The organism is Achromobacter sp. NPDC008082 (assembly GCF_042957345.1).
Classification (GTDB): Bacteria; Pseudomonadota; Gammaproteobacteria; order Burkholderiales; family Burkholderiaceae_B; genus Achromobacter; species Achromobacter kerstersii_A.
This window is the reverse complement of record NZ_JBIBIB010000003.1, coordinates 214618-240559: the sequence shown is the minus strand read 5'-3', so window position 1 is coordinate 240559 and position 25942 is coordinate 214618. Positions and strand designations below refer to the sequence as shown.

The following is a 25942-nucleotide window of genomic DNA, read 5'->3' as shown; positions in this document are numbered from 1 at the left end:
TGGGTCTTATGGGTATTGAAGTCGGCCAGCCAGCGCTCAGGTCCGGAAAGGCCACAGGTGGAAGAAGCGGCGCACTCGCCGCCAGATTTCCGCGAGCCCATGCGGCTCGAAGATCAGAAAGCCCACAATCAGCAGGCCGAAAACAATGGTGCGCACGGGCGACACCAGCCGCAGCGCGTCGCCGCCCACCGGCAGCCAGCCCACGATGAGCTTCAACAATTCCGGCACCATCGTCATGAAGATGGCGCCCAGGATGGAGCCCAAAATCGACCCCATGCCGCCCACGATGATCGCGGCCAGAAAGAAGATCGACATGATCAGCGGGAAGCTCTCGGGCGTGACGACGCGAAAGAAATACGCCCACAGGCCGCCCGCCACGCCCGCGTAGAACGACGACAAGCCAAACGACAGCAGCTTGTAGTGCAGCAGCCGGATGCCCAGCACTTCGGCCGAAATGTCGCGGTCACGAATGGCGATGAAGGCGCGCCCGATACGCGTGCGGAACAGGTTGGCGGCGCCCAGCACCATCAGCACCGTCACCGGCACGATCAGCCAATAGATCTTGAACGAGGTGTCCAGGTCCACCCCCAACAGCCGCGCTGGCGGGACTTGCAGGCCCGTGGTGCCGCCCGTGAATTGCCAGTTGGCAAAGATGAAATGCGCGATGAATGATGCGGCAATCGTGGCGATGGCCAGGTACAAGCCCTTCACCCGCAGCGAGGGAATGCCGACGAGCAGCCCGCCCACCATGGCCACCACCCCACCGCCCAGCAGATTGACCAGCACCGGTGTCCCCAGGCGCAGCTCCATCACGGCCACGGTGTAGGCGCCCAGCCCCATGAAGGCCGCCTGCCCCAGGCTGACCAGCCCGGTGTAGCCCGTCAGAATATTCAGCCCGGTCGCGCTGGCGATGTTGATCGCCACCAGGCAGGCCAGGTACAGCCAGTACGCGTCCGCCACAAACGGGAACAGCACAAGGGACGCCGCCAGCAACGCCAGCCACAGATGTTGCGTGCGCGTATCGAATAGCGCTTCGTCGGCCAGGTACGTCTGCTTTGCAGTAGCGATACGCATGGGTCAGAGCCTCTCGATTTCACGGGTGCCGAACAGACCATAGGGCCTGACCATCAGCACCACCACCAACACGATGAACGTGGCCAACAGCTTGAACTCGCCGCCCAGGTACGCGCCCGCCCACGCCTCCAGCAAGCCGATGAACACGCCGCCCACCAAGGCGCCCGCCACGCTGTCCAGCCCGCCCACGATCACCACCACCAGCACCGACAAGCCAAACACGCCCATCGACGACGAGATGCCGCCAATCGCCCCCACAATCACGCCCGACACCGCCGCCAACGCACCCGCCGTTACCCAGGCCAACGAAAACACGCGCGGCACGTTGATGCCCATCGCATACGCCGCGCCTTGGTCAGACGCTGTCGCGCGCAAGGCCACGCCGCCGCGCCAGTAGCGAAACACCACCAGCACCAGCAAGGCCAGCACCACCGCCACCCAGAATCCGTAGAACACCTTGGGCGCTACAAAGGCTTCGCCCACCATCACGGGCGAACGCGGCATGAACTCGGGCAAGCGGCGTTGGTCGGCCGTCCAGATCAGTTCCACCACGCCCACCAGAATGGACGCCAGCCCCACCGTCACCATGAATACCGAGATGGGCGCTTCGCCCAGCATGGGCCGTATCGTCAGCCGCTCGACCAGCGCGCCCAAGGCGCCTGACACCACCACAGCCCCCACGATCGCCAGCCAAATCGGCCACTCCATGCTCGTGGCGAACGCATAGAACACATAGGCGCCCAGCATCAGGAATTCGCCGATGGCGATGTTCACCACGCGCGTCGCCTTGTAGACAATCACGAAGGCCAGCGCCGCCAGCGCATACAGGCCGCCGCTGCCCAGACCGGCCAGCGACACTTCCAGAAAGAACAGCATGTCCATCAGGCGGCCTCCCGCAAGCGGCGGCGCAAGTCGCCCACATCGCCCGCGCCCAGATACGCCTTGATCACTTCCGGGTTCGCCTGCACCTGGCTGGGCGTGCCATCGGCAATGACCTGCCCAAAATTCAGCACCACCACGTGGTCCGACAGGTCCATCACCATGCCCATGTCGTGCTCCACCATCAGCACCGTCACGCCCCACTCCGAACGCGCGTCAAGAATGAAGCGCGCCATGTCGTCGGTTTCTTCGCGATTCATGCCGGCAACCGGCTCGTCCAGCATCAGCACTTTGGGGTTCATGGCCAGCGCGCGCGCCAATTCCACGCGCTTTTGCAAGCCATACGGCAAGGCCGCAACGGGCGCGTGGCGGATGTGGTCGATTTCAAGAAAATCGATGATGCGTTCTTCGATGTCAGCCCGCAGCGCCATCTCTTCGCGGCGCGCGCGGCCCAGGTAGAACAAGGCGTCCAGCACATTGGTGCGCAGATGCGCGTGGCGGCCCAGCTTGATGTTGTCCAGCACCGTCATGCCGCGAAAGAGCGCAATGTTCTGGAAGCTGCGCGCCAAGCCCAGCTTGGCGCGTGTCGGCGCCGCGACACGCGTAATGTCGCGCCCTTCAAAACGGATCTGCCCGGCGGCCGGTTTATAGAACCCGGAGATGGTGTTGAAAAGCGAGGTCTTGCCGGCGCCATTGGGGCCGATGACCGTGGTGATGGAACCCGGCGCTACGCGAAAGCCCACGCCAGTCAGCGCTTTGACCCCGCCAAACGCCAAGGTAACCCCATCCACCTCCAGCAAGGGAGGTTGCTCGGACTGATCCACCATTTGTCTCCTCGCTGAATGATCGCGAAGTTTTTTTGCCGCCTTGGGACGGACATTTTTTAAGCGGTGAATCAGGCGACCCGCGAGCCAGGAGATGCAACGAACCTGTCTTTACCTTTGCCTGTTCAGCGCCGGAAAATCGTTCATGCGGTACTGCGATGCGTTACGCTAAGCGTGCTCAAAACAAAACCAAGCAAGCGCTCGGTTCAGACCATAGCATCGCGGTTTTTGGATCGACAGTTGGTACTTACCCGATAACGGAGACACGCCATGACCCAAGGACTTCCCACGTTTCAGACGGTGCTGCTGGAGGCCGAAGGCCCACTTGCGACCGTCACGCTGAACCGCGCTGACACGCTTAACGCCATTGATGTCGCCATGGCGCGCGACCTGCAACGCGCCGCCCAATGGCTGGAAACCCGCAAGCAAATTCGCGTCGTGCGCTTGCGCGCATCGGGCAAAGCCTTCTGCGCGGGCGGCGACATCAGCATGTTCACGGGCGAGCCCAATGACGTGCGCAACACGCTCTTGGACTTGTTCACGCCGCTTAATGATTTCATCTCGCGCATCGGCCGCATGGACAAGGTGTGGCTGGCGCAAGTGCATGGCGTGGCGGCGGGCGCGGGCTTGTCGTTGGTGCTGGCGTGCGACCTGGCCATCGCCGATGCGGGCACGCGCTTCATGACGGCGTATCTCAAACTCGGCGCCACACCAGACGCCGGCATGACACACGGGCTGGCGCGCGTGCTGGGTCCGAAGCGTGCGCTGGACTTGCTGCTGCGCCACGATGCCTTCACCGCCAGCGATGCGTTGGCCTGGGGCATCATCACGCGCGTGGCGCCGGCAGGCGAACTCGGCGTTGCGGCGGAACAATATGCGAATGACCTAGCCCGCCACGCGCCGCATGGCATCGCCGGCGCAAAAGCGCTGCTGCGCTCGGCTGCGCACGCCACATTGGAAACCCAGCTGGCGGACGAAACCGCGCGCTTTCTGGATTCCGCGCGGCGCGCCGACTTCGCGGAAGGCGTGCAAGCGTTCCGCGAAAAACGGGCGCCCGCGTTCAAGGGCGAATAAGAGCTGGGAATGGCCGATAAGGCCGATCGTTGTTCACGCGGTTATCGCGGATGGCCGGATAATGGTGAGCCGGCCGGATAATGGCGGGCGACCGGACAATGGCCGGTCATCGGGTCATCGCAGATCATCCCGGCAATAGCCAGATCAGACAAGCCCGGCGCGCTTTTCCACGGCCTGCGCCCAGCGCCGCGCCACCGTTGGCGACGTCGCGCACGTGGCCGACTCCGTCACCACGCGCACGGCGCGTTCCAGCAATTGGATATCCGCTTCATGCTGACGCGCCACGTGCGGGTCTTCAAAGAAGATCACGCGCTGGCATTGATGCTCCAGCACCAGTTCGGCAATCTGCGCGTCGCCGCCCAGCGGCCCGCTCAAGTAACGATGCACCCACGGCGTCTCCTTCGGCCAGCCACGCGACCACGCCAGCTCGTTCAGACGCCCGCCGGTGGTGCCGGTGGCGACGCGCCGCGCAAACTGCGACAGCACATCAAAGTGCTCGCGGGCAAACGCCACCATCTCGTCTTTAAGCGCATCGTGGGCGATCATTGCCAGCGTCTGGCCTGCAAAATTAAAGAGGCGCGAGGCCGACACATCGGGCGCGAGTCCGGCATGCACGCGTTCGACTTCCATCCATTCGATGGCGCCCGCGAGCGTCGAGATAAACGGCCGGCCGTGCGTAATGCATTGACGCTTCAACGCCAACGCTTCGGGGAAAATCGACGACGGGTCCACCGGATCAATCAGATAGATGGCGCCATCAAACGGCGCCTGCCCATCACGGCCCTCGGTGACGCGCGCCACCAGCTTCATCAAGCCGCCTTCGCGTCCATAGGGGTAGCGCACCAGGCCGTTATAGCCTTGCAGCATACCTTCGCGCACGATGGCGTCGTGCGTGCGGCCAACGGTGTGCAGTTGCACGCCCATCTCGCGTATGGTGGACGAACAGGCCCGCAACCAGGTGAACAGCGCGGCGTCGGGAGTTTCGTGGTGCAGTCGATTGGCGGCCAGGCCAAAACGCAATTGGGCAGCGGGCATCGGTAGACTCAGGCAAATAGGAACACAACAATCGGACCCCTGATAATACCGTGGCCGTCATCGCCGCGGCATCGCAGGCGCCAAAACAAAACGCTCCCCGTGGGGAGCGTTCTTGCCAGCGGGTCAGTCCGCTTCGTCGATCCAGGCCATCTGAATGGCTTCCAGGATTTTCTCGCCGCAGTGGGCGGGATCATCGCTGAAATCCGGCAAGGCCATGACCCATTCGCGCAGCTGCGTAAAACGCAGCGTCTTCGGGTCCACGTCAGGATGCGCGTCGACCAGCGCGGTGGCAATCTCGTAGGTGTCGGTCCACTTCATCAATGGCCCTCTTTCGCGTGGTTGATGGTGTACTTGGGAATCTCGACCGTCAGATCGGTATCGGTCACCAGCGCCTGGCACGACAAGCGCGACGTCGGCGTCAGGCCCCAGGCCTTGTCCAGCAAATCTTCTTCGTCGTCCGTCGCGTCTTCCAGCGCGGAATAGCCTTGCTTGATCACCACGTGACAGGTCGTGCACGCGCACGACAGCTCGCACGCGTGTTCGATGTCGATGTGGTTATCCAGCAGCACGCGGCAGATCGACACGCCCTTGGGCGCGTCTTCGATCACGGCGCCTTCCGGGCAGTAATCGGGATGAGGCAATACAGTCAGTTTCGGCATAACGTCTAATCAGGCGATCTCATCAAGTTTGCGGCCCGCCAACGCGGCGCGGATGCTGCGATCCATCCGCCGAGCGGCGAAGTCATCGGTCGCGGCCGACAAGGCCTGCAAGGCGTCTTTCACCGTGTCCACGTTCTCTGCATTCTGCGCATCGATGGCGGCTTGCAGGCAGTCGTCCACCTGCTTGCGCTCGTCGGCGTCCAGCAAGTCGCCGTCGACCGCCAGCGCGGCCTGAACGGATTCGACCAGTTGGCGCGCGTCCACCTGCTGCTCGCGCAACATGCGTGCGCGGGCATCGGTATCGGCCTGCGCCACGCTATCGGCCAGCATCTGCGCGATCTCATCGTCGGTCAGCCCGTACGACGGCTTCACGGATACCGCGGCTTCCACGCCCGTGCTCTGCTCGCGCGCGGTCACGCTCAGCAGGCCATCCGCATCCACCTGGAAGGTCACGCGGATGCGCGCGGCGCCCGCCACCATCGGGGGGATGCCACGCAACTCAAAGCGTGCAAGCGAACGCGAATCCGCCACCAGATCACGCTCGCCCTGCACCACGTGGATGCTCATGGCCGTCTGGCCATCTTTGAACGTCGTGAACTCTTGCGCGCGCGCCACCGGAATCGTGCTGTTGCGCGGAATCACCCGCTCAACCAGCCCGCCCATGGTTTCCAGCCCTAGCGACAGCGGAATCACGTCCAGCAGCAGCCAGTCTTCACCCGGCGCGCGATTACCCGCCAGCAGATTGGCCTGCAAGGCCGCCCCCAGCGCCACAACTTGATCCGGGTCCAGATCGGTCAACGGCTCGGTGCCAAACACCTTGCCCACCGCGGCGCGCACAACGGGCATGCGCGTCGCACCGCCCACCATCACGACGCCGCGCACATCGGCGGGCTTCAGCGACGCGTCGCGCAAAGCGCGGCGCGCGCAATCCAGCGTGCGCTCGATCAGCGGCTGCGCCAGCGTTTCAAATTCGGCGCGCGTCAGCGTCAGATTCACATCGCGGCCGTCAGACAGAGCCAGCTTCAGCGTGGCGGTCTCGGCATCCGACAAGGCTTCACGCGCAGTGCGAGCGGCCATCAGCAGCCCGCGGCGATCCGCCGGCGAAAACTCGCCCGCCGCCAGCTTGGCCACGGCGTGATCGGCAATCAGCGCATCAAAGTCATCGCCGCCCAGCGCGGTGTCGCCGCCGGTGGAGATCACTTCGAACACGCCCTGCGTCAGACGCAAAATCGAAATATCGAACGTGCCGCCGCCCAAGTCGTACACGGCGTACACACCTTCGGACGCGTGATCCAAACCGTAGGCAATGGCCGCGGCCGTGGGTTCATTCAGCAGGCGCAGTACGTTCAGGCCGGCCAAACGCGCCGCATCGCGCGTGGCTTGCCGCTGAGCATCGTCAAAGTATGCGGGCACGGTGATCACCGCGCCCACCAGGTCGTCGCCCAGCACGTCTTCCGCGCGCTGTCGCAGCACGGCCAGAATCTGCGCGGACACCTCGACGGGGCTCAGATCACCCTGCGCCGTCCGGATACGCACCATGCCGGGCGCGTCCACGAATTCGTAGGGAGCACGCGTGGCGCGCGCTTCTTCCAACGAACGGCCCATGAATCGCTTCACGGACACAACGGTATTCAAGGGGTCTTCGGCTTGCTGAGCCAGCGGCTCGCGGCCCGTGGTGACTTTCCCGCCGGGGAAATAACGCACCGCCGACGGCAGCAAGGCATGGCCCTGCGCGTCAGGCAACACTTCGGCCACGCTGCTGCGCACCGCCGCGACGAGAGAATTGGTAGTGCCCAGATCGATCCCGACCGCCAGCTTGCGCTGGTGCGGCGCGGGCGATTCACCGGGCTCGGATATTTGCAATAAGGCCATGATTCTATTTTTCTGGTCAGTAGGCGGCGAAGTCCTGGCGCCCGTCTCCGGGGCGCCCCAACGCAGCGTAGGGCTATCCAGCGGGCTGAGCGTGTGCCAGCTCTTCAGCCAGCTTTTCCACGAACATCCATTCCCGCACCTTGAGCCCGGCGGTCGCGTAGTCGCGTTCGGTATCCAGCAGGCGGGTCAGCGTGGCGCGCATCGCAACGCGCGCCTCTTCCAATTCCGATTGCAGGGCGGCCAACGCGGCAGCGTCGTCTCGCGCATCATCCAGCATTTCGCGCCAGGTCATTTGCTGCATCAGAAAAGCGGTGTCCATGGACGTATTGCTCTCGGTCTGCAAATCAACGCCTGCCTGCTCGCACAGGTAACGCGCCCGCAGTAACGGGTCGCGCAGCACACGGTAAGCCTCGTTCGCACGCGCCGCCCATTGCATGGCGACGCGGCGTTCCGCGGGGCTGGCCGTGGCAAAACGGTCGGGATGCACTTGCGCGGCGACAGCGCGCCACGACGATTCCAACGCTTGCGCGTCCAGGTCGAAGCGTGCCGGTAAGCCGAACAGGCTGAAGTGGTCGTCTCCAGCCAAGACTTACACCGTGAACGACTCGCCGCAGCCGCAGGTCGCCTTTTCGTTGGGGTTACGGAACTTGAAACCTTCGTTCAGGCCTTCGCGGGCGTAATCCAGCTCGGTGCCATCCAGGTAAGCCAGGCTCTTGGGGTCGATGAAAACCTTCACGCCAAAGCTTTCGAACACGGCGTCTTCCGGCGCCGAGTCGTCCACGTATTCCAACTTGTAGGCCATGCCGGAGCAGCCCGTCGTCCTAACGCCGAGCCGCAAGCCGATACCCTTTCCGCGCTTTTGCAAGTAGCGGCCGATATGGGTGGCAGCCTGTTGGGTCAGGGTAACGGACATGATCAGCCTGCCACCGCTTCAGCCGGAGCCGAGTGCTTTTCTTTGTAGTTCTGCACCGCGGCCTTGATTGCGTCTTCGGCCAGGATGGAACAGTGAACCTTCACCGGCGGCAGAGCCAGCTCTTCGGCGATCTGCGTGTTGCGGATGTTCATGGCTTGGTCCAGCGTCTTGCCCTTGACCCATTCGGTCACGAGCGAGCTGGACGCAATCGCCGAACCGCAGCCATAGGTCTTGAAGCGCGCGTCTTCGATCACGCCAGCTTCGTTCACCTTGATTTGCAGCTTCATCACGTCGCCACAGGCGGGTGCGCCGACCATGCCGGTACCAACCGACTCGTCCGACTTGTCGAACGAACCGACGTTGCGCGGGTTTTCGTAGTGATCCAGGACTTTAGTGCTGTAAGACATATTAGTTCTCCACGTATTTCTTGGCGCGGGCGCTTAGTGCGCAGCCCACTGCACGGTGTTCAGGTCGATGCCTTCCTTGGCCATTTCCCACAGCGGCGACATATCGCGCAGCTTGCCAACACGGCTCTTGAGAAGTTCGATCGCGTAATCCACTTCCTTTTCGGTCGTGAAACGGCCCAAGGTGAAGCGGATCGAGCTGTGCGCCAGCTCGTCGTTGCGGCCCAGTGCGCGCAGCACATAGGAAGGTTCCAGGCTGGCCGAAGTGCAGGCCGAACCGCTGGAAACGGCCAGTTCCTTGATCGCCATGATCAGGGACTCGCCTTCGACATAGTTGAAGCTGACGTTCAGGTTATGCGGCACGCGCTGGTCCATGTCGCCATTCAGATAGACCTCTTCGATCTGCGACAGGCCATTCCAAAGACGGTCACGCAACATGCGGATGCGTTCGTTCTCGGTGCCCATTTCTTCGCGGGCCAGGCGGAAAGCTTCGCCCATGCCGACGATCTGATGCGTAGCCAACGTACCCGAACGGAAACCACGCTCGTGGCCACCGCCATGCATTTGCGCTTCGATGCGGATGCGCGGCTTGCGGCGCACGTACAACGCACCGATCCCCTTGGGGCCGTACGTTTTGTGCGCCGAGAACGACATCAGGTCGACCTTCAGCTTTTGCAGATCGATTTCCACCTTGCCGGTCGCCTGAGCGGCGTCCACGTGGAAGATGATCCCTTTCTCGCGGCAGATCTCGCCCAGGGTCTCGATGTCCTGGACCACGCCGATCTCGTTGTTGACCATCATCACCGACACCAGCACGGTGTCAGGGCGCAGCGCAGCCTTGAAGACATCCAGATCGATCAGGCCATCATCTTTCACATTCAGATACGTGACTTCGAAGCCTTGGCGCTCGAGCTCGCGACAGGTGTCCAACACCGCCTTGTGCTCGGTCTTCACAGTAATGATGTGCTTGCCGCGTTCGGCGTAGAAGTTCGCAGCGCCCTTGATGGCCAGGTTGTTGGATTCCGTAGCGCCGGAAGTCCAGACAATTTCACGCGGGTCAGCATTGACCAGCTTGGCGACTTCTTCGCGGGCGCGTTCAACGGCTTCTTCGGATTCCCAGCCAAACGAGTGGCTGCGCGATGCCGGATTGCCAAAATTCTCGTACAGCCAGGGCACCATCTTGTCCACGACGCGGGGGTCGACGGGTGTCGTGGCCGAATAGTCAAAATAAATCGGGCGGGTGGTCATATCTACAACTCCTGATACTGCTTATACGGTGGCATTGGCGGCGACGGCCGTGGTCGGGGCATTGGCGGCGGCGTTCGCCCCACCCACCCGATTCACACGTACCGCGCAGGCCTGCGCTTGATTGCTGGCTTCCTGCAATTGGCGCACGCGCTGCTGATCAACGAGATCTTGCAGGGACACCGAATCCAGGTAATCGACCATCTTGCGATTCAATGTGGCCCAGAGCTCGTGCGTCATGCACTTGCCCGGCTTGCCGTCATTGCCGCTCGTACAGTCCCGTTTGCCGCCACAGCTGGTGGCGTCCAGCGGCTCATCAACCGCAAAGATGATGTCGGCAACGGTAACGTTGCGCGCAAGACGCGCAAGCGAGTAACCGCCGCCCGGACCGCGCACGCTATCCACGAGTTCGTGGCGACGCAGTTTTCCGAACAGCTGTTCCAGATAGGAAAGCGAAATATTCTGACGCTGGCTGATGGCCGCAAGAGTGACCGGGCCGCTATGCTGCCGCATAGCCAGATCGATCATGGCAGTCACGGCGAAACGCCCTTTGGTAGTTAGCCGCATGGTGGGTTCCCTGTGATTCGGCAATGGCCGCCAGCGAATCCAGCGGTCAATACCCGAGTAATTGGGTCAAGTATAGCCTATTCCCGACTAATTTGGTATGGCTCCCGGCTAGAAAAAACCGCGCAGTTGCGCGGTTTTTTCACTGCCCCAGTACGCCAAGAGCCGCACTACAGGCGGCTCTACGGAAAAGCGATCAAGCCGCTTGATACTGAGTAGCGCGCTTACGGACCAGTTCAAGAACACCCTGACAGGCGTCTTCCAGGTAGTCGAGCACCTTGCCGAAGCCGTCTGCGCCGCCATAGTACGGATCAGGCACGGTGGCCTCTTCGAACTCGTTGGCGAAACGCATCAGCAGCATCAATTTGTGCTGATAGGTTTTGGGGCACTGCTGCTGCATGGCGGACAGATTGTCCCAGTCCATGGCGAGGATAAGATCAAAATCGCGGAAATCTTCCGCGGTGACCTGACGCGCCTCACAGTGCGTGATCTCGTAGCCGCGCTTACGCGCCGCAGCCTGCGCCCGGGCATCAGGCGCCTCGCCGATGTGAAACGCGTGCGTGCCCGCAGAGTCGATGCGAACGACGTCGCCCAAACCCGCGTCATTCACCAAATGGCGAAACACGCCCTCTGCGCTCGGCGAGCGACAGATATTGCCCATGCAAACGAAAAGTACCTTGGTCATCATGGGAGTAAGTGTGCGGGAAAACCCGAGATAAGGCAAGCTTTTTTTGCAAATCTCCGATTGGATAAGAGCAAATACATCAGCTTAATTTATCCTTAAAAATCAGTAACTTACTGATTTCTTAACAAGTAAACTCTTAGCTTGATATCCCATAAATTACAAGGTTTATGAAAGCCTGATTGCAGTGCAGTAGTCTTTACAACAGTTCAGCTAGCTGTCAGCAACCAGATACATTCAGAAACGCGAATTCCTTCACACTGCGCCATCCAGAAGCACCCTCTGCTTCAATGCAGTCAGGGCGTCGCGGGCGGCGGCAGCCTGCTCGAACTCCAAGTTCCGCGCGTGATCCATCATCAACTTTTCCAGGCGCTTGAGCTCTCGTGCCAACGCCTTTTCGTCCTTGAGGAACTCGGCGGGAACCGCGGCTTCCAGTGCGTCGTGCTGCACCGGCGCCACAATGCCGTCAATCAGCTCGCGCACCGCCTTCTGCACGCCGCGCGCCGTGATGCCGTTGTCAATGTTGAATTGCAGCTGCTTGGCGCGGCGGCGGCTGGTTTCCTCCATGGCGCGCTGCATGGAATCCGTAATGCGGTCCGCATACAGAATCGCGTGCCCATTCAAATTGCGGGCAGCACGGCCAATGGTCTGAATCAGACTGCGCTCTGAACGCAGGAAACCTTCCTTATCCGCGTCCAGAATCGCCACGAGCGATACCTCGGGGATATCCAGGCCTTCACGCAGCAGGTTGATCCCCACCAGCACGTCGAACGTTCCCAGCCGCAGGTCGCGCAGAATTTCCACGCGTTCGACGGTGTCGATGTCCGAATGCAGGTACCGGACCTTCACGCCATGCTCACTGAGGAAGTCCGTCAGGTCTTCCGCCATGCGCTTGGTCAGGGTCGTGACCAGCACGCGTTCGCCCAGCGAAACCCGGGCCTTGATCTGGCCCAGCAAGTCATCCACCTGCGTGCGGGCGGGCAACACCTCAACCAAGGGGTCGACGAGGCCCGTCGGCCGCACCACCTGCTCGACAACGTTGTCGGCGTGCTCTTTTTCGTACGCGGCCGGGGTCGCCGAAACGAACACGCATTGGCGCATGCGGACTTCGAACTCTTCGAGCTTGAGGGGCCGATTATCCAAGGCGGATGGCAGGCGGAACCCATACTGAACCAGCGTTTCCTTGCGCGATCGGTCACCGCGGTACATGCCGCTCAGTTGGCCGATCGTGACGTGGCTTTCGTCGATGAACATCAGCGCATCGGACGGCAGGTAGTCGATCAACGTGGGCGGCGGCTCGCCCGGCGCCGCGCCCGACAAATGCCGCGAGTAGTTCTCGATGCCTTTGCAGAAGCCCAGCTCTTGAAGCATTTCCAGGTCAAAACGGGTGCGCTGCTCAAGGCGCTGCGCTTCAACCAAATGCCCGTCGTCAACGAAGCGCTTCACGCGATCACGCAGCTCTTCCTTGATGGTTTCGATGGCGCGCAGGACAGTATCGCGCGGCGTTACGTAGTGCGAGCCCGGGTAAACCGTAAAGCGCGGCAGCTTTTGGCGAATGCGGCCCGTCAGCGGGTCGAAAAGCTCCAGGCTTTCGATCTCGTCATCGAACAGGGTCAGACGCAGCGCCAACTCGGCGCTTTCAGCCGGGAAAATGTCAATGGTTTCGCCACGAACCCGGAACACACCCCGCGTGAATTCGGCATCGTTGCGCGTGTATTGCATGGCCACCAGGCGCGCCAGGATCTCGCGGCGGGAAATCTGATCGCCGCTACGCAGGATCAGCACCATCGCGTGGTAATCACCCGGATTACCAATACCGTAGATGCAGGAGACCGTACCCACAATGATCGTGTCGCGGCGCTCCAGCAGGCTCTTGGTGGCCGACAGCCGCATCTGCTCGATGTGTTCATTGATGGACGAATCCTTTTCAATAAACAGGTCGCGCGTCGGCACGTAGGCCTCGGGCTGGTAATAATCGTAATACGACACAAAATACTCAACCGCGTTCTTGGGAAAGAACTCACGCATTTCTGCATAAAGCTGCGCGGCAAGCGTCTTGTTAGGAGCCAGCACCAGCGCGGGGCGCCCCATACGGGCGATCACGTTGGCCATGGTGTAAGTTTTGCCCGACCCCGTCACGCCCAGCAGCGTCTGGAACATGAGGCCATCTTCGACCCCTTGGGTCAGGCCCTCGATGGCGGCAGGCTGGTCACCTGCCGGCGGATACGGCTGATACAGCTGGAATGGGCTATCTGGAAACTCGACGAAGCCGGGCTTGACCTCCCCGCTTGGCAAGGCCGCAGCCGATGCCGGCGCCGCCGTCAGATCCGCAGCGAGATCATCGGTCAGATCTCCCGCGCTGCTCGGGTCTATTGGGCTCTTGGGCATGCTAGACTGTTCCAGGGTAAACCCCCCATTATCCACAGCACATCGTACTGCGTCCACCCATCCTCATCAGAGTCCCATGAGCAACCTTTTCGATTCCGTCGAACTCGCGCCGCGCGACCCCATTCTTGGTCTGAACGAACAATACAACGCGGATACGCGTCCCGGAAAAGTCAATCTGGGCGTGGGCGTGTACTACGACGATCAAGGTCGTATTCCCCTGCTGGGCGCCGTTCGCAAAGCTGAAACCGCCCGCATTGAAGCCGCTGCCGCCCGTGGCTACCTGCCGATCGAAGGCATTGCCGGATACAACCAGGGTGCGCAAGCGCTTCTGCTGGGCAAAGATTCCGCGCTGGCCGCTGCCGGCCGCGTACTGACCACCCAAGCTTTGGGCGGCACCGGCGCGCTGAAGATCGGCGCCGACTTCCTGCATCACCTGCTGCCGGGCTCCAAGGTCCTGATCAGCAACCCCAGCTGGGAAAACCACCGCGCGCTGTTCGAACGCGCCGGGTTTGAAGTTGGCACGTACTCGTACTACGACGCCACCACCCGCGGCCTGAACTTCGACGCCATGCTGGCCGACCTGAAGGCCGCCCCGGCCAAGACCGTCGTCGTGCTGCACGCTTGCTGCCACAACCCGACCGGCGTGGACCCCACCGCCGACCAGTGGAAGCAGATCGCCGCCGTCGTCAAAGAAAACAACCTGGTCCCGTTCCTCGACATCGCCTACCAAGGCTTTGGCGAAGGCCTGAAGGAAGATGCTGCGGTCGTGCGCCTGTTCGCCGACCTGGACATGACCATGTTCATCAGCTCGTCGTTCTCGAAGTCGTTCTCGCTGTACGGCGAGCGCGTGGGCGCCCTGACGGTTGTGGCCGGCAGCAAGGACGAAGCCGTTCGCGTGCTGAGCCAACTGAAGCGCGTGATTCGCACCAACTACTCGAACCCGCCGACCCATGGCGGCACGGTGGTGTCCACGGTGTTGAACTCGCCCGAACTCTTCGCGATGTGGGAAGAAGAACTGGCCGGCATGCGTGACCGCATCCGCCTGATGCGCAAGCAACTGGTCGAGAAGATCAAGGAACACGGCGGCAAGCAGGACTTCAGCTTCGTGCTGGAACAACGCGGCATGTTCTCGTACTCGGGTCTGACCTCGGCTCAAGTTGATCGCCTGCGTGAAGAGCACGGCGTCTACGCGGTGTCCAGCGGCCGCATCTGCGTTGCCGCCCTGAACAGCGGCAACATCGACAAGGTCGCAGCCGGCATCGCAGCCGTTCTGTAAGCGCCGAATCGGAGCGAGCCTGAAGGCCTGCGCCCTAAAGAACGGAGCCTTCGGGCTCCGTTTTGTTTTTGGCGCCACCCACGGCTTGCATTTTTGCGCTGCGTCCCCCAGAATGGCGCTGTATATATGTACAGTCCGCTCGCACCGGATCATCGCCATGGCCAGCAAACTTACAGATCGCCAGCAACAAATTCTGGACCTCATCCGGCAAACGGTTACGCGCACCGGCTTCCCGCCCACGCGTGCCGAAATTGCCCAGGCTTTGGGCTTTCGCTCACCTAACGCAGCGGAAGATCACCTTAAAGCCTTGGCCCGCAAGGGCGCCATTGAGCTTACCGCCGGCGCATCGCGCGGCATCCGCTTGAAGGACAGCGCCGCTGCATCCTCGCAGACTTCCCTGCCCCTGCCCTCACTTGCACAGTTGCTGCTGCCCCTGGTGGGCCGTGTGGCCGCTGGCAGCCCCATTCTTGCGGCCGAGCACGTCGAACGCGAAGTGGGCGTCGACCCGCACCTGTTTGCGCAAGCGCCCGATTACCTGCTGAAGGTTCGTGGGATGAGCATGCGCGACGCCGGCATTCTTGAAGGCGACTTGCTCGCTGTGAAGAAAGCGTCCGAAGCCCGCAATGGCCAAATCGTCGTGGCCCGCCTGGGTGACGACGTCACCGTCAAACGGCTGCAACGCACAAACGGCCATATCGAGCTGTTGCCCGAAAACCCTGACTTCCAAACCATCATCGTTGAAGCCGATCAGGAATTCGCACTGGAAGGCATCGCGGTTGGCTTGATCCGAACTCACGCCCTGCATTAAGCGCGGAAGCTTCGTGGAAGATGGTTTTCCACGAAACTTCCAGCCAGTAAAAAACCCCGCCGCAGCGGGGTTTTTATTGGGCGCCTGCTTTCGAAGGCGCCCTGGGTGTCACGATCAGTGCTTGAGCACCGGATCAGTCGAACCCGGCTCGGCCGGCTTGGCAACCAGAGGTTCCTTGACGGCTTCATCCTCTGCCAGAGGTTCCGGCAGACGTTCCAGCGCCAGCTCCAGCACCTTGTCGATCCAACGAACCGGCACGATTTCAAGGTGGTTCTTGACGTTGTCCGGAATCTCCGCCAAATCCTTGACGTTTTCTTCCGGGATCAAGACCGTCTTGATGCCGCCACGGTGCGCCGCCAACAGCTTTTCCTTCAGGCCGCCGATCGGCAGCACTTCGCCGCGCAGCGTGATCTCGCCGGTCATGGCGACATCAGCGCGCACCGGGATGCGCGACAACGCGGACACCATGGCCGTCGTGATGGCGATACCCGCGGACGGACCGTCCTTGGGCGTCGCACCTTCCGGCACGTGCACGTGCATGTCGTGCTTCTCGAAGACGCTGTCAGCGAAGCCCAGACGGCGAGCACGCGAGCGCACTACCGTACGAGCCGCTTCAACCGACTCCTTCATCACGTCGCCCAGCGAACCGGTGCGTTGGATGACACCCTTGCCGGGCATATCCGCGACTTCGATCGTCAGCAGGTCGCCACCGACTTCCGTCCACGCCAGACCCGTCACCTGACCAATCTGGTTTTCCTTTTCGGCCATACCGAACGTGTAGCGGCGCACGCCCAGATAGTCGCTCAGGTTGTCGCCCGTGACGTTGACCGGCTTGACCTCAAGGGTCTTGCCTTCGGCCTTGGCACGATCCGTCTGGGTCAGCAATTGCTTGATGACCTTGCGGCAGATCTTGCCCACTTCGCGTTCGAGCGCACGCACACCAGCCTCGCGGGTGTAGTAGCGAACGATGTCGCGCAGCGCGCTGTCATCGACCGTCAACTCGCTGTCCTTCACGCCGTTGTTCTTCATCAGCTTCGGCAGCAGATGGTCGCGGGCGATATGGATCTTTTCCTCTTCCGTGTAACCGGACAGGCGGATCACTTCCATACGGTCCAACAGGGCCGGCGGAATATTCAGCGTGTTGCTGGTGGCCACGAACATCACGTCGGACAGGTCGAAGTCGACTTCGATGTAGTGGTCCTGGAACGTGTGGTTCTGTTCCGGGTCCAGCACTTCGAGCAGCGCCGAGGACGGGTCGCCGCGGAAATCCATGCCCAGCTTGTCGATTTCATCAAGCAGGAACAGCGGATTGCGCACGCCAACCTTCGACATGTTCTGAACGATCTTGCCCGGCATCGAGCCGATGTACGTACGACGGTGGCCGCGAATTTCGGCCTCGTCGCGCACGCCGCCCAGCGCCATGCGCACGAACTTGCGGTTCGTCGCCTTGGCGATGGATTGCCCGAGCGAGGTCTTGCCCACACCCGGAGGGCCGACCAGGCACAGGATCGGCGCCTTCACCTTGTCCACGCGCTGTTGCACGGCAAGATATTCGAGGATGCGTTCCTTGACCTTTTCCAGACCGTAGTGGTCGTTGTCCAGCACCGTCTCGGCGTTGGCGATCGAGTTGTTGATCTTGCTCTTCTTCCTCCAGGGGAGGTTGATGAGCGTATCGATGTAGTTGCGCACCACCGTGGCTTCAGCCGACATGGGCGACATGAGCTTGAGCTTCTTGAGCTCGGCATCGGCCTTCTTACGCGCCTCTTTCGGCATGTGGGCAGCGATGATCTTCTTTTCAAGCTCTTCGATGTCCGCGCCTTCTTCGCCTTCGCCCAACTCTTTCTGAATGGCCTTGACCTGCTCATTCAGGTAGTAGTCGCGCTGGCTCTTTTCCATCTGCTTCTTCACGCGGCCGCGAATCCGCTTCTCGACCTGGAGAATGTCGATTTCGGTTTCGAGCTGGGTGAGCAGACCTTCAAGGCGCTCAGACGTGCCGACGATCTCGAGCATCTTTTGCTTCTGCTCGAGCTTCAGCGGAAGATGCGCGGCGATCGTGTCGGCCAGGCGTCCGGCATCATCAATGCCAGCCAGCGAGGTCAGGATCTCCGGGGGGATCTTCTTGTTGAGCTTTACGTACTGTTCGAACTGGGCGACGATCGCGCGGCGCAGGGCCTCGGTCTCGGAGCCCTGCATGGCGTCCGGTTCGATCGGCGTCACCTGGCAGGTGAAGTGCGAATCGGCATCTTCAATGCTGTTGATGCGGGCACGCTGGGTGCCTTCGACCAGCACCTTGACGGTGCCGTCGGGCAGCTTGAGCATCTGCAGAATACCGGCCACGCAACCGATCTCGTAGACGTCTTCAGGGGTGGGATCATCCTTGCCGGCGGACTTTTGGGCCACCAGCATGATGCTCTTGCCCGCTTCCATCGCAACCTCGAGCGCGCGGATAGAGCGCGGACGGCCGACGAACAGCGGGATGACCATATGCGGAAACACCACGACGTCACGAAGTGGGAGCAGAGGGAGGTCGATCGGGTCGGAAGGCAGGGTCTGGCTGGCAGACATAGGAGGTTCCTCGGTATGACTCGGCGTATCGGGGACAGGAGGCCGGGGTATACCCCGAGCTATCCACGTCAGTTACGTCTGTTATGGGAACAATAGCCGAAAATTCAAGATCTCGGCTGCCAGATATCCGTAAGGGGAAAAAAAATGCCCCGGAGGGCGGCGGAAAGGCAAAAAAACCCGTTACAGGAACGGGCTTTTTTGAAATATCAGGCTGCCGCGTCGCGGACTTCTCCGCGCTCGGGCTTGTCGGTCTCGCTGGCTTCGTCCGCGTAGATCAGCAAGGGCTTGCCCTCGCCTTCGATCGCGTTCTCGTCAACGACCACGCGCTTCACGTTGCCTTGTGAAGGCAACTCGTACATGGTGTCCAACAACGTCTGTTCGATGATCGAACGCAGGCCACGAGCACCGGTCTTGCGCTTGAGCGCCTTGCGGGCGATAGCCTTCAGTGCGGCAGGCCGCAAGTCGAGCTCGGCGCCTTCCATGGCGAACAGCTTCTGGAATTGCTTGAGCAAGGCGTTCTTGGGCTCGGTCAGAATCTGCACCAGCGCCGCTTCGTCGAGTTCGTCCAGCGTCGCAACGACGGGCAGACGGCCGACCAGCTCGGGGATCAGACCAAACTTGATCAGATCTTCCGGTTCGACTTCGGAGAACAGCTCGCCCACACCGCGTTCGGACTTGGCGCGTACCGACGCCGAGAAACCGATGCCCGATTTCTCGGTGCGGTCGCGGATGACCTTTTCCAGTCCGTCGAAGGCGCCGCCCACGATGAACAGGATGTTGGTCGTGTCGACCTGAACGAAGTCCTGGTTGGGGTGCTTGCGGCCGCCCTGCGGGGGCACCGAGGCAACCGTACCTTCAATCAGCTTGAGCAAGGCCTGCTGCACGCCCTCGCCCGACACATCGCGGGTGATCGAGGGGTTGTCGGACTTGCGGGAAATCTTGTCGATTTCGTCGATGTAGATGATGGCGCGCTGCGCCTTCTCGACTTCGTAGTTGCAGTTCTGCAGCAACTTCTGAATGATGTTTTCGACGTCTTCGCCCACGTAACCGGCTTCGGTCAGCGTGGTGGCGTCAGCCATGACGAACGGCACGTTCAGCATGCGCGCCAACGTCTGAGCCAAGAGCGTCTTGCCGGACCCGGTGGGGCCAATCAGCATGATGTTGCTCTTGGAGAGCTCGACTTCGTCACCCTTGATCTCGCCGTGACGAATGCGCTTGTAATGGTTGTAGACCGCCACGGCCAGCATGCGCTTGGGCGAATTTTGCCCAATCACGTACTGATCCAGGAAGGTCTTGATTTCAGCCGGAGTGGGCAGCTCGGAACGAATCGCCGCGCGCGCGGTAGCCTGCGCTTCCTCGCGGATGATGTCGTTGCACAAATCGATGCATTCATCGCAGATGAATACCGACGGACCCGCGATCAGCTTGCGGACTTCATGCTGGCTTTTATTGCAAAACGAGCAATGCAGCACTTTTGCGTCTGCCGATCCCTTTTTTTCAGGCATATTTGTTTCGTATCTCAGGTAAAGATGCGCCAGACCGGTAACGGGCCCGGCGCATGCGCTTACTCAAACTTGATGGCAGCGGGTTCAGATCAACCGGGAAGTCAGCCTTCCGAGCGGGAGCTCATCACCTTGTCCACCAATCCATACGATACCGCATCTTCGGCGGACATGAAGTTGTCACGCTCCGTGTCCAGGCCGATGCGCTCCATCGACTGGCCGGTGTTGTCGGCCAGAATCCGGTTAAGACGTTCGCGCAGGTCCAGGATCTCGCGAGCCTGAATCTGGATGTCGGACGCCTGACCCTGGGCGCCGCCCGACGGCTGGTGGATCATGATCCGCGAGTTGGGCAGCGTGAAACGCTTGCCCTTCTTGCCAGCCGCCAGCAGGAACGCGCCCATGCTGGCCGCGAGGCCCGTGCACAGGGTCGATACGTCCGGCTTGATGAACTGCATGGTGTCAAAAATGGCCATTCCCGCATACACCGACCCGCCAGGCGAGTTGATGTACAGGGAAATGTCCTTGTCAGGATTCTCCGATTCCAGGAACAGCAACTGCGCCACAACCAGATTGGCCGTTGCGTCATTGACCGGACCCACCAGGAAAATGAGCCGTTCGCGGAGCAGACGCGAATAGATGTCGTAGGCGCGTTCGCCGCGCCCCGACTGCTCGATAACCATGGGAATGTAGCCCAGGCCGGTGGGGGTCACCGAAGACCCGCCATTCATTGCCGCATAGAAATCGGTGAATCTCTGCATAGTGTTACGCCATCCCCATCAACTGATCGAAAGGCACCTTCTCTTCGGTGACCTTGGCCTTTTCCAACACGTGCGCGACGACGTTGTCTTCCAGCACGATAGCCTCGATTTCAGCACGACGCTGGCGGTCAGCCAGGTAATAGCTGACAACCTGAGCGGGTTGTTCGTAGTTTTCTGCGAACTCTTCAATGCGCGCGCGCACTTGCTCGGGCTTGGCTTGCAGTTGCTCTTGCTTGACCAGTTCCGACACCAGCAGGCCCAGACGGACACGGCGTTCGGATTCGGTCGAGAAGGCTTCTGCCGGGATCGGCACGGACTCGGCGTTGGGGATGCCACGCTGCTTCAGCTCTTCGCGGGCAGCTGCGACACGGCCTTGCACGTCGTTGTCGACCAGGGCCTTCGGCACGTCGAACTTGCCGGCTTCGACCAGGGCGTCCATGACGCTGGACTTGGTGCGGCCAGCCGAACGGACCTTGACTTCGCGTTCGATGTTGCTGCGGATGTCGGCCTTCAGCTTTTCGACGTCGCCTTCGGCTTGGCCGAGGGACTTGGCGAATTCGCTGTTCAGCTCGGGCAGAACGCCTTCAGCCACTTCCTTGACGGTGATGGTGAATTCGGCGGTCTTGCCGGCAACTTCCACGCCTTGGTAGTCATCCGGGAACTTCAGTTCGAAAACCTTGGTTTCGCCAGCCTTCAGGCCGCGAGCGGCTTCTTCGAATTCCGGCAGCATGCGGCCTTGGCCGAGCACGAACGGGAAGTCTTCGGCCTTGCCGCCTTCGAACGGCACGCCGTCGATGGTGCCGGCGAAGTCCAGCGTGACGCGGTCGCCGTCTTGCGACGCACGGCCTTCACGGGCTTCGAACGTGGCGCGCTGCTTGCGCAGAACGTCCAGGGTTTGTTGCACTTCGGCGTCGGTGACGGCCGTTTCGTAGCGGGTGACGGCCAGCGCCGACAGATCCGGCACGGCAACTTCAGGGTAGACCTCGAACGTGGCGGTGAACGCCAGCGTGTCGTCGGTAACGCCTTCAGTCTTGGGTTCGAGGTTCGGGGCGCCAGCGACGCGCAGCTTCGCGCCGTCGATGGCTTGTTCGAAGGCACGGCCAACTTGGCTATTGATCACGTCGTAGCGGATGCTGGGGCCATGGCTGCGCTCGAGCATGGCGAGCGGAGCTTTACCCGGGCGGAAGCCGGGGACCTTGGCGGTGCGAGCCACGCGCTTCAATTGCGCCTGGACTTCCTTTTCGACGTCGGCCACCGAGACGGCCAGATCAACACGGCGCTCCAGGCCGGAGAGGGTTTCAACCACAGGCTGCATTAAAAGACCTATTTTCCGAGAGATGAGATTACGGGCGGATAAACGCGGCATTTTACCGGAAACTTCCGGAACCCTGACGCAAAGGGGCGCGAGCCCCGGATTTGCCCGGCTGCTCGCGCCCCGTTTTCCGCCCGAAAAGGGAGGGCAAACGTCGATTAGACGCCTTATTTTGCCTTGGCGATGCGATCTTCGATGTGCTGAGCACGCTTAGCCGAGGACGGGTGCGAGCTCATCATATCGCTCTTGCCGCCATCCAGCTCGGCAAGCTTCTGAAACGCGGTCACCAGACCACGGGTGTTGAGCTTCTTGGCCTGCAGCTGATCGAACGAATAGTCGTCGGCCGCGCTTTCCTGCGATTGCGAGAATTGCGCGTTGATGAACTTCTCGGTCAGGTCGCCCAACTGCGACGAGTTAAGCGCGGCGACCGTCGCGCCGCCGGCAGCGCCAGCGGCGTCACGCGCGGCCGACACCGTGTAGGCGGTCTGCATGGCCTTCTTGCTGTGGCCCAGGGCCACGTGGCCGATTTCGTGGCCAACCACGCCCAGCACTTCGTCGTCGGTCATCATGTCCATCAAACCGCTGTAGACGCGGATGCAGCCGTTGGCCATGGCCCAGGCATTGACGTCCTTGGTGATGTAGACCTTGTAGTTGGCCTTCTGGCCATTGACCGTGCCGCCCAGCGACTTGGCGATCTTCTGCAGGCGCACGTCGTACTTGCTGCCCGGCGCGGCGATCTTTTCCTGCGAATCGCTCTGCGCGCAAGCCTTGTCCGACAGCGTCTTGATTTCAGCATCGCTCAGGGTGGCCGCTTGCACGACCTTGCTGCCGGCGCCCACCAGGCCACCGATATCGAGGGCATGCGACGCGGAGAAAGGGGCAAGCGCAACGGTCAACGCGGCAACGGTGTAGCGGATCTTCATGGGAACAAACTCCTCTTGACTGGCTCTATGCGAGTGAGGCGGCAATTCTATATACGGCCAAAGCTCTCAAAGCGTTTCGCCACAGAGTTTCGCAAATGCCAGTTTCGCTTACATAAAAGCGCTGCAAGCGCTGAACAAGCGTGCTAATAGCGCGCCTTTTGCGTCACGCATCCGTCATAAAAAACTGCTGCCTGCCGCGGTCAGGCATTGATAGAATTGCCGCCGCACTTTTATTGCAAACTCAAAACGGCTCGCACCCACAATGATTGAGAACCCCCCTCCCCGCTTAGGCATCTTGCCCAGCGTGATCTTCAGTTCGCGCTGGCTGCAACTGCCGCTGTACCTGGGCCTGATCGTCGCGCAAGGCGTCTACGTCATGCTGTTCCTGAAAGAGCTGTGGCACTTGCTGACGCACGCCACCAGCTTTGGCGAAATGGAAATCATGCTGCTCGTCCTGGGCCTGATCGACGTGGTCATGATTTCGAACTTGCTGGTGATGGTGATCGTCGGCGGATACGAGACTTTCGTGTCGCGCTTGCGCCTGCAGAACCACCCGGATCAGCCGGAGTGGCTCAGCCACGTCAATGCCAGCGTGCTCAAGGTGAAGCTGGCGATGGCCATCATCGGGATCTCGTCCATCCATCTGCTTCGCACGTTTATCGAAGCCGGCACGATCGGTACGCCGAATGCGCGCTTCACCGAAGCCGGCGTGATGTGGCAAACCATCATCCACGCGCTGTTCATCCTGTCGGCAATCGGCATTGCCGTGGTGGATCGCCTGGCCACGCCGCCCGCGCACAAGCACTGAGAAAACGGTCAACGAAAAAGCAGGACAAAAAAAGCCCCCATACGCAGGTATGGGGGCTTTTTTATGGGCCGAACACCGGGCTTGCCGGCGCGCTACCCGAAAGACATCAGGCCGCGACCTTGATGTTCTTCGCGCTGGGACCTTTCGGGCCGGTACCGACCTCGAAGGTGACGCGCTGGTTTTCCTGCAGCGATTTATAGCCTTCGCTGCGGATTTCGGAGTAATGAGCGAAAAGGTCTTTGCTGCCGTCATCGGGCATGATGAAGCCATAACCCTTTTCGGCGTTGAACCACTTAACGATGCCGGTTGCCATGGAGTGTCCTTGAACCTAGAAGAAGCGATTTCTCGCGGGGCGCCAGATCATCAAGGATGGGAGAGGAAGCAACCGCAGCACCACTGACGGCGACAAGTAACGCAGACCGCGTCTCTTGAAAATCTCGCTGAACCCAGTGTATTGGTGAACGCCAAAAAACGTCAAATATGCGAATGATGGAAGGACGCAGGCACGGGTGCATACGGATCGGGGCACGCGGCAGCAGCCCTGCGGGGCTGCCCAGCGCGGATAATTTTCAGATTGGTATGAACGGATACATGGCGATACCGACGCGATGTTCCGTCTGGCCGCACGCCAAGCCTTGCCGGCAAGGCGGTCTTAGCCGGAAAACCCGCCCGCATCGAGGAACTGTTGTTCGGCCTGCGTTGTCTGCCGGCCCAGCGCGGCGTTGCGATGGGGGAAACGGCCAAAGCGTTTGATGATGTCGCGATGCAAGACGGCCCAGCGCAGCGTATCCGCATCCAAAGATTCCATCAGCGCAACGCCCCGGTTTTGCATCATGAGGCTTTCAGAGTGCTCAAACGGCATGTAGAAAAACTGACGCATCTGCGGTTCGACCGCCAGATCCAGCCCAGATGCGATCGCACGTTCAGCGAAATTCTGAGCCAGCGGATCGGTGGCGAACATATGCGCCGTGCCGCGGTAGGCATTCCGCGGAAACTGATCCAGCAAAATCATCAGCGCCAGCGCCCCGTCGGCATCTTCCAGCCACGCATCCAATTCACGCCCGGCCGCAGCCCAGTGCGCCGCTTCGAAGCGTTGGCGGAATTCAGCGTCAAACGCATCGCTTTTGCTGAACCACTGTTGCGGCCCCGCATCCCGCCAGAACGCAACGACGTCTTGCGGGTGCATAGCAACGGGCTGGGGCGAGGAAGAGGTCATGGCGAGGGTCCTGATGGCAATGGCGGCGCCAGAGGCGTGGCGGCGCTTGTGGAGCTTCCAGGCGCGGCCAGGATATGGCCAGAAAGCCCGAACAAGCTGAACAACGGAACAACGGAACAACGGAACAACGGAACAACGGAACAACGGAACGCAGTGAGAATACCGCGTCCAAACGCAAAAAAGCCCCCGAAGGGGCTTTTTGCGAAAAGTCAGACCTTTACAGGACCTGAATTTTCGTGGCTTGCGGGCCCTTGGGGCCATTGGCCGTCACAAAGCTGACGCGCTGGTTCTCTTCCAGAGACTTGAAGCCAGAACCCTGGATTTCGGAGAAGTGAGCGAACAGATCCTTACCACCCGCTTCCGGGGTGATGAAGCCATAGCCTTTTTCCGAATTGAACCACTTAACGACGCCGGTTTCCATACTGTATTTCCTAGAGATAATGGGCAAATGCCCGGAGGTCACGAATCAATCAAGGAGGGGACAGTAGAACAATAACGCTGAGCCGGAAAAGGCACGGCACTGAACGAAAATCGCAACGCTTGTGATCGTGTGCCGACACTATCGTTATGTTCCCCTCACAAGTCAACATAATCCTAAAAAATACGTGCCAATAATGCAACAAAGAGAAACTGCGTTGAAAATTTGCACGTTTTCATAGGCAAAACTTGTCCCTGCATAGGTGTAAACACCCATACAACATAAAAAAACAATCAAGGCTTATATAAATGCCGTCTAAACGCGTACATCCTTCATACGCCGTTCAGATCGGCACTTTGGTTTGCCGTCAGGCTTACTCGTCGATAGGTAAACCCAACAGATCAAGCGCCGCGCCAAAAGCATCGGAACCCGAGCAAAGGAAAACCGCCACGTCGCCGGGATTCATATTTTCCAGGACTTGGTCGATTTGTTCTTGCGCATTATCAACATTGTCGACATTAGAAGCGTGTATATCCGCTCCGGCCTCGACTTTTTCGATGGGGACGATGTCCGCGATCGCATTGAGATCGGTTACGCCCACCACGACATAGACGCTGATGGGCTCGCCATCCAGCGTCGTGAGCAGCTCGACGCCGCCCGCCACGTCGGCAAGGTGCCGACTTACTATTTCCATGTTCAATCTTCCTTGATCTGCGGGCTCTAGCCCGCTTGGACGCACGCAC

The 25942-nt window shown here is 60.8% G+C and carries 27 protein-coding genes; 4 read left to right on the top strand and 23 right to left on the bottom strand.

Going from position 1 to position 25942, the window contains the following annotated elements; translation table 11 throughout:
• Positions 1 to 36: 36 nt before the first annotated feature.
• From ACFZAI_RS13340 to ACFZAI_RS13330, 3 genes are read right to left on the bottom strand one after another with little or no spacing between them, the layout of a single operon-like run.
• Positions 37 to 1074, bottom strand: coding sequence for a branched-chain amino acid ABC transporter permease (locus ACFZAI_RS13340; RefSeq protein ID WP_391567301.1), 1038 nt, complete (start codon positions 1072 to 1074; stop codon positions 37 to 39).
• A gap of 3 nt (positions 1075 to 1077) precedes the next feature.
• A complete protein-coding gene (locus ACFZAI_RS13335; protein ID WP_391567300.1) occupies positions 1078 to 1956 on the bottom strand; it encodes a branched-chain amino acid ABC transporter permease in 879 nt (292 codons plus the stop codon).
• Positions 1956 to 2780, bottom strand: a complete 825-nt coding sequence (locus tag ACFZAI_RS13330; RefSeq protein WP_391567299.1) for an ABC transporter ATP-binding protein — start codon at positions 2778 to 2780, stop codon at positions 1956 to 1958. Before ACFZAI_RS13330 ends, ACFZAI_RS13335 begins: the two co-directional genes overlap by 1 nt.
• A gap of 267 nt (positions 2781 to 3047) precedes the next feature.
• Here ACFZAI_RS13330 and ACFZAI_RS13325 point away from each other — a divergent pair, with 267 nt between their 5' ends.
• A complete protein-coding gene (locus ACFZAI_RS13325; protein ID WP_391567298.1) occupies positions 3048 to 3851 on the top strand; it encodes an enoyl-CoA hydratase/isomerase family protein in 804 nt (267 codons plus the stop codon).
• A 144-nt stretch (positions 3852 to 3995) separates the two neighbouring features.
• Here ACFZAI_RS13325 and ACFZAI_RS13320 read toward each other — a convergent pair whose 3' ends face one another.
• From ACFZAI_RS13320 to uvrB, 11 genes are all read right to left on the bottom strand, one after another.
• Positions 3996 to 4886, bottom strand: coding sequence for a methylglyoxal synthase (locus ACFZAI_RS13320; RefSeq protein WP_391567297.1), 891 nt, complete (start codon positions 4884 to 4886; stop codon positions 3996 to 3998).
• 123 nt (positions 4887 to 5009) lie between these two features.
• On the bottom strand, positions 5010 to 5204 hold the full coding sequence (gene iscX, locus ACFZAI_RS13315; protein WP_391567296.1) for a Fe-S cluster assembly protein IscX: 195 nt from the start codon (positions 5202 to 5204) through the stop codon (positions 5010 to 5012).
• On the bottom strand, positions 5204 to 5545 hold the full coding sequence (fdx, locus tag ACFZAI_RS13310; protein ID WP_006225293.1) for an ISC system 2Fe-2S type ferredoxin: 342 nt from the start codon (positions 5543 to 5545) through the stop codon (positions 5204 to 5206). The genes iscX and fdx overlap by 1 nt, the downstream gene beginning before the upstream one ends.
• Before the next feature lie 9 nt (positions 5546 to 5554).
• Complete coding sequence (hscA, locus tag ACFZAI_RS13305; protein WP_391567295.1) at positions 5555 to 7417, bottom strand: Fe-S protein assembly chaperone HscA; 1863 nt, start codon at positions 7415 to 7417, stop codon at positions 5555 to 5557.
• A 73-nt stretch (positions 7418 to 7490) separates the two neighbouring features.
• Complete coding sequence (gene hscB, locus ACFZAI_RS13300) at positions 7491 to 8003, bottom strand: Fe-S protein assembly co-chaperone HscB (RefSeq protein WP_054425149.1); 513 nt, start codon at positions 8001 to 8003, stop codon at positions 7491 to 7493.
• Positions 8004 to 8006: 3 nt separating this feature from the next.
• A complete protein-coding gene (gene iscA / locus ACFZAI_RS13295; protein ID WP_006225296.1) occupies positions 8007 to 8330 on the bottom strand; it encodes an iron-sulfur cluster assembly protein IscA in 324 nt (107 codons plus the stop codon).
• Positions 8331 to 8332: 2 nt separating this feature from the next.
• Positions 8333 to 8737 carry a Fe-S cluster assembly scaffold IscU gene (iscU, locus tag ACFZAI_RS13290; RefSeq protein ID WP_006220174.1) on the bottom strand — a complete coding sequence of 135 codons (405 nt, stop codon included), beginning with the start codon at positions 8735 to 8737 and terminating at the stop codon, positions 8333 to 8335.
• 33 nt (positions 8738 to 8770) lie between these two features.
• Positions 8771 to 9982 carry an IscS subfamily cysteine desulfurase gene (locus tag ACFZAI_RS13285; protein ID WP_054425147.1) on the bottom strand — a complete coding sequence of 404 codons (1212 nt, stop codon included), beginning with the start codon at positions 9980 to 9982 and terminating at the stop codon, positions 8771 to 8773.
• 21 nt (positions 9983 to 10003) lie between these two features.
• Complete coding sequence (gene iscR, locus ACFZAI_RS13280) at positions 10004 to 10546, bottom strand: Fe-S cluster assembly transcriptional regulator IscR (protein ID WP_391567294.1); 543 nt, start codon at positions 10544 to 10546, stop codon at positions 10004 to 10006.
• A gap of 193 nt (positions 10547 to 10739) precedes the next feature.
• On the bottom strand, positions 10740 to 11231 hold the full coding sequence (locus tag ACFZAI_RS13275; protein ID WP_006225301.1) for a low molecular weight protein-tyrosine-phosphatase: 492 nt from the start codon (positions 11229 to 11231) through the stop codon (positions 10740 to 10742).
• A gap of 249 nt (positions 11232 to 11480) precedes the next feature.
• The gene (gene uvrB / locus ACFZAI_RS13270) at positions 11481 to 13613 is read right to left on the bottom strand and encodes an excinuclease ABC subunit UvrB (protein WP_391567293.1); all 2133 of its coding nucleotides are present in this window, start codon (positions 13611 to 13613) and stop codon (positions 11481 to 11483) included.
• A gap of 76 nt (positions 13614 to 13689) precedes the next feature.
• Here uvrB and ACFZAI_RS13265 point away from each other — a divergent pair, with 76 nt between their 5' ends.
• Positions 13690 to 14889, top strand: coding sequence for an amino acid aminotransferase (locus ACFZAI_RS13265; protein ID WP_391567292.1), 1200 nt, complete (start codon positions 13690 to 13692; stop codon positions 14887 to 14889).
• Between the two features lie 157 nt (positions 14890 to 15046).
• Positions 15047 to 15697 (top strand): transcriptional repressor LexA, encoded by a 651-nt coding sequence (gene lexA, locus ACFZAI_RS13260; RefSeq protein ID WP_054425136.1) that lies wholly within the window; start codon positions 15047 to 15049, stop codon positions 15695 to 15697.
• A gap of 114 nt (positions 15698 to 15811) precedes the next feature.
• On the opposite strand, the gene lon is transcribed toward lexA, so the two are convergent.
• The 5 genes from lon to ACFZAI_RS13235 form a co-directional block, all read right to left on the bottom strand.
• Positions 15812 to 18262 carry an endopeptidase La gene (gene lon, locus ACFZAI_RS13255; protein ID WP_054425133.1) on the bottom strand — a complete coding sequence of 817 codons (2451 nt, stop codon included), beginning with the start codon at positions 18260 to 18262 and terminating at the stop codon, positions 15812 to 15814.
• A gap of 206 nt (positions 18263 to 18468) precedes the next feature.
• The gene (clpX, locus tag ACFZAI_RS13250) at positions 18469 to 19767 is read right to left on the bottom strand and encodes an ATP-dependent Clp protease ATP-binding subunit ClpX (RefSeq protein ID WP_054425132.1); all 1299 of its coding nucleotides are present in this window, start codon (positions 19765 to 19767) and stop codon (positions 18469 to 18471) included.
• Positions 19768 to 19868: 101 nt separating this feature from the next.
• The gene (clpP, locus tag ACFZAI_RS13245) at positions 19869 to 20522 is read right to left on the bottom strand and encodes an ATP-dependent Clp endopeptidase proteolytic subunit ClpP (protein ID WP_006220183.1); all 654 of its coding nucleotides are present in this window, start codon (positions 20520 to 20522) and stop codon (positions 19869 to 19871) included.
• Positions 20523 to 20526: 4 nt separating this feature from the next.
• Positions 20527 to 21837 carry a trigger factor gene (gene tig / locus ACFZAI_RS13240; RefSeq protein WP_391567291.1) on the bottom strand — a complete coding sequence of 437 codons (1311 nt, stop codon included), beginning with the start codon at positions 21835 to 21837 and terminating at the stop codon, positions 20527 to 20529.
• Positions 21838 to 22001: 164 nt separating this feature from the next.
• A complete protein-coding gene (locus ACFZAI_RS13235; protein ID WP_054425126.1) occupies positions 22002 to 22757 on the bottom strand; it encodes a M48 family metallopeptidase in 756 nt (251 codons plus the stop codon).
• Positions 22758 to 23019: 262 nt separating this feature from the next.
• Here ACFZAI_RS13235 and ACFZAI_RS13230 point away from each other — a divergent pair, with 262 nt between their 5' ends.
• On the top strand, positions 23020 to 23565 hold the full coding sequence (locus tag ACFZAI_RS13230) for a TIGR00645 family protein (protein ID WP_391567290.1): 546 nt from the start codon (positions 23020 to 23022) through the stop codon (positions 23563 to 23565).
• 106 nt (positions 23566 to 23671) lie between these two features.
• Here the strand turns inward: ACFZAI_RS13230 and ACFZAI_RS13225 are convergent, their stop codons facing one another.
• The 4 genes from ACFZAI_RS13225 to ACFZAI_RS13210 all read right to left on the bottom strand — a co-directional run bounded on the left by ACFZAI_RS13225 (position 23672) and on the right by ACFZAI_RS13210 (position 25893).
• Complete coding sequence (locus ACFZAI_RS13225) at positions 23672 to 23878, bottom strand: cold-shock protein (protein ID WP_006225311.1); 207 nt, start codon at positions 23876 to 23878, stop codon at positions 23672 to 23674.
• Between the two features lie 339 nt (positions 23879 to 24217).
• Positions 24218 to 24781, bottom strand: coding sequence for a DUF924 family protein (locus ACFZAI_RS13220; RefSeq protein ID WP_391567289.1), 564 nt, complete (start codon positions 24779 to 24781; stop codon positions 24218 to 24220).
• A 217-nt stretch (positions 24782 to 24998) separates the two neighbouring features.
• Positions 24999 to 25202 (bottom strand): cold-shock protein, encoded by a 204-nt coding sequence (locus ACFZAI_RS13215; protein WP_006220190.1) that lies wholly within the window; start codon positions 25200 to 25202, stop codon positions 24999 to 25001.
• Positions 25203 to 25572: 370 nt separating this feature from the next.
• On the bottom strand, positions 25573 to 25893 hold the full coding sequence (locus ACFZAI_RS13210) for a hypothetical protein (RefSeq protein ID WP_391567287.1): 321 nt from the start codon (positions 25891 to 25893) through the stop codon (positions 25573 to 25575).
• Positions 25894 to 25942: the final 49 nt, after the last annotated feature.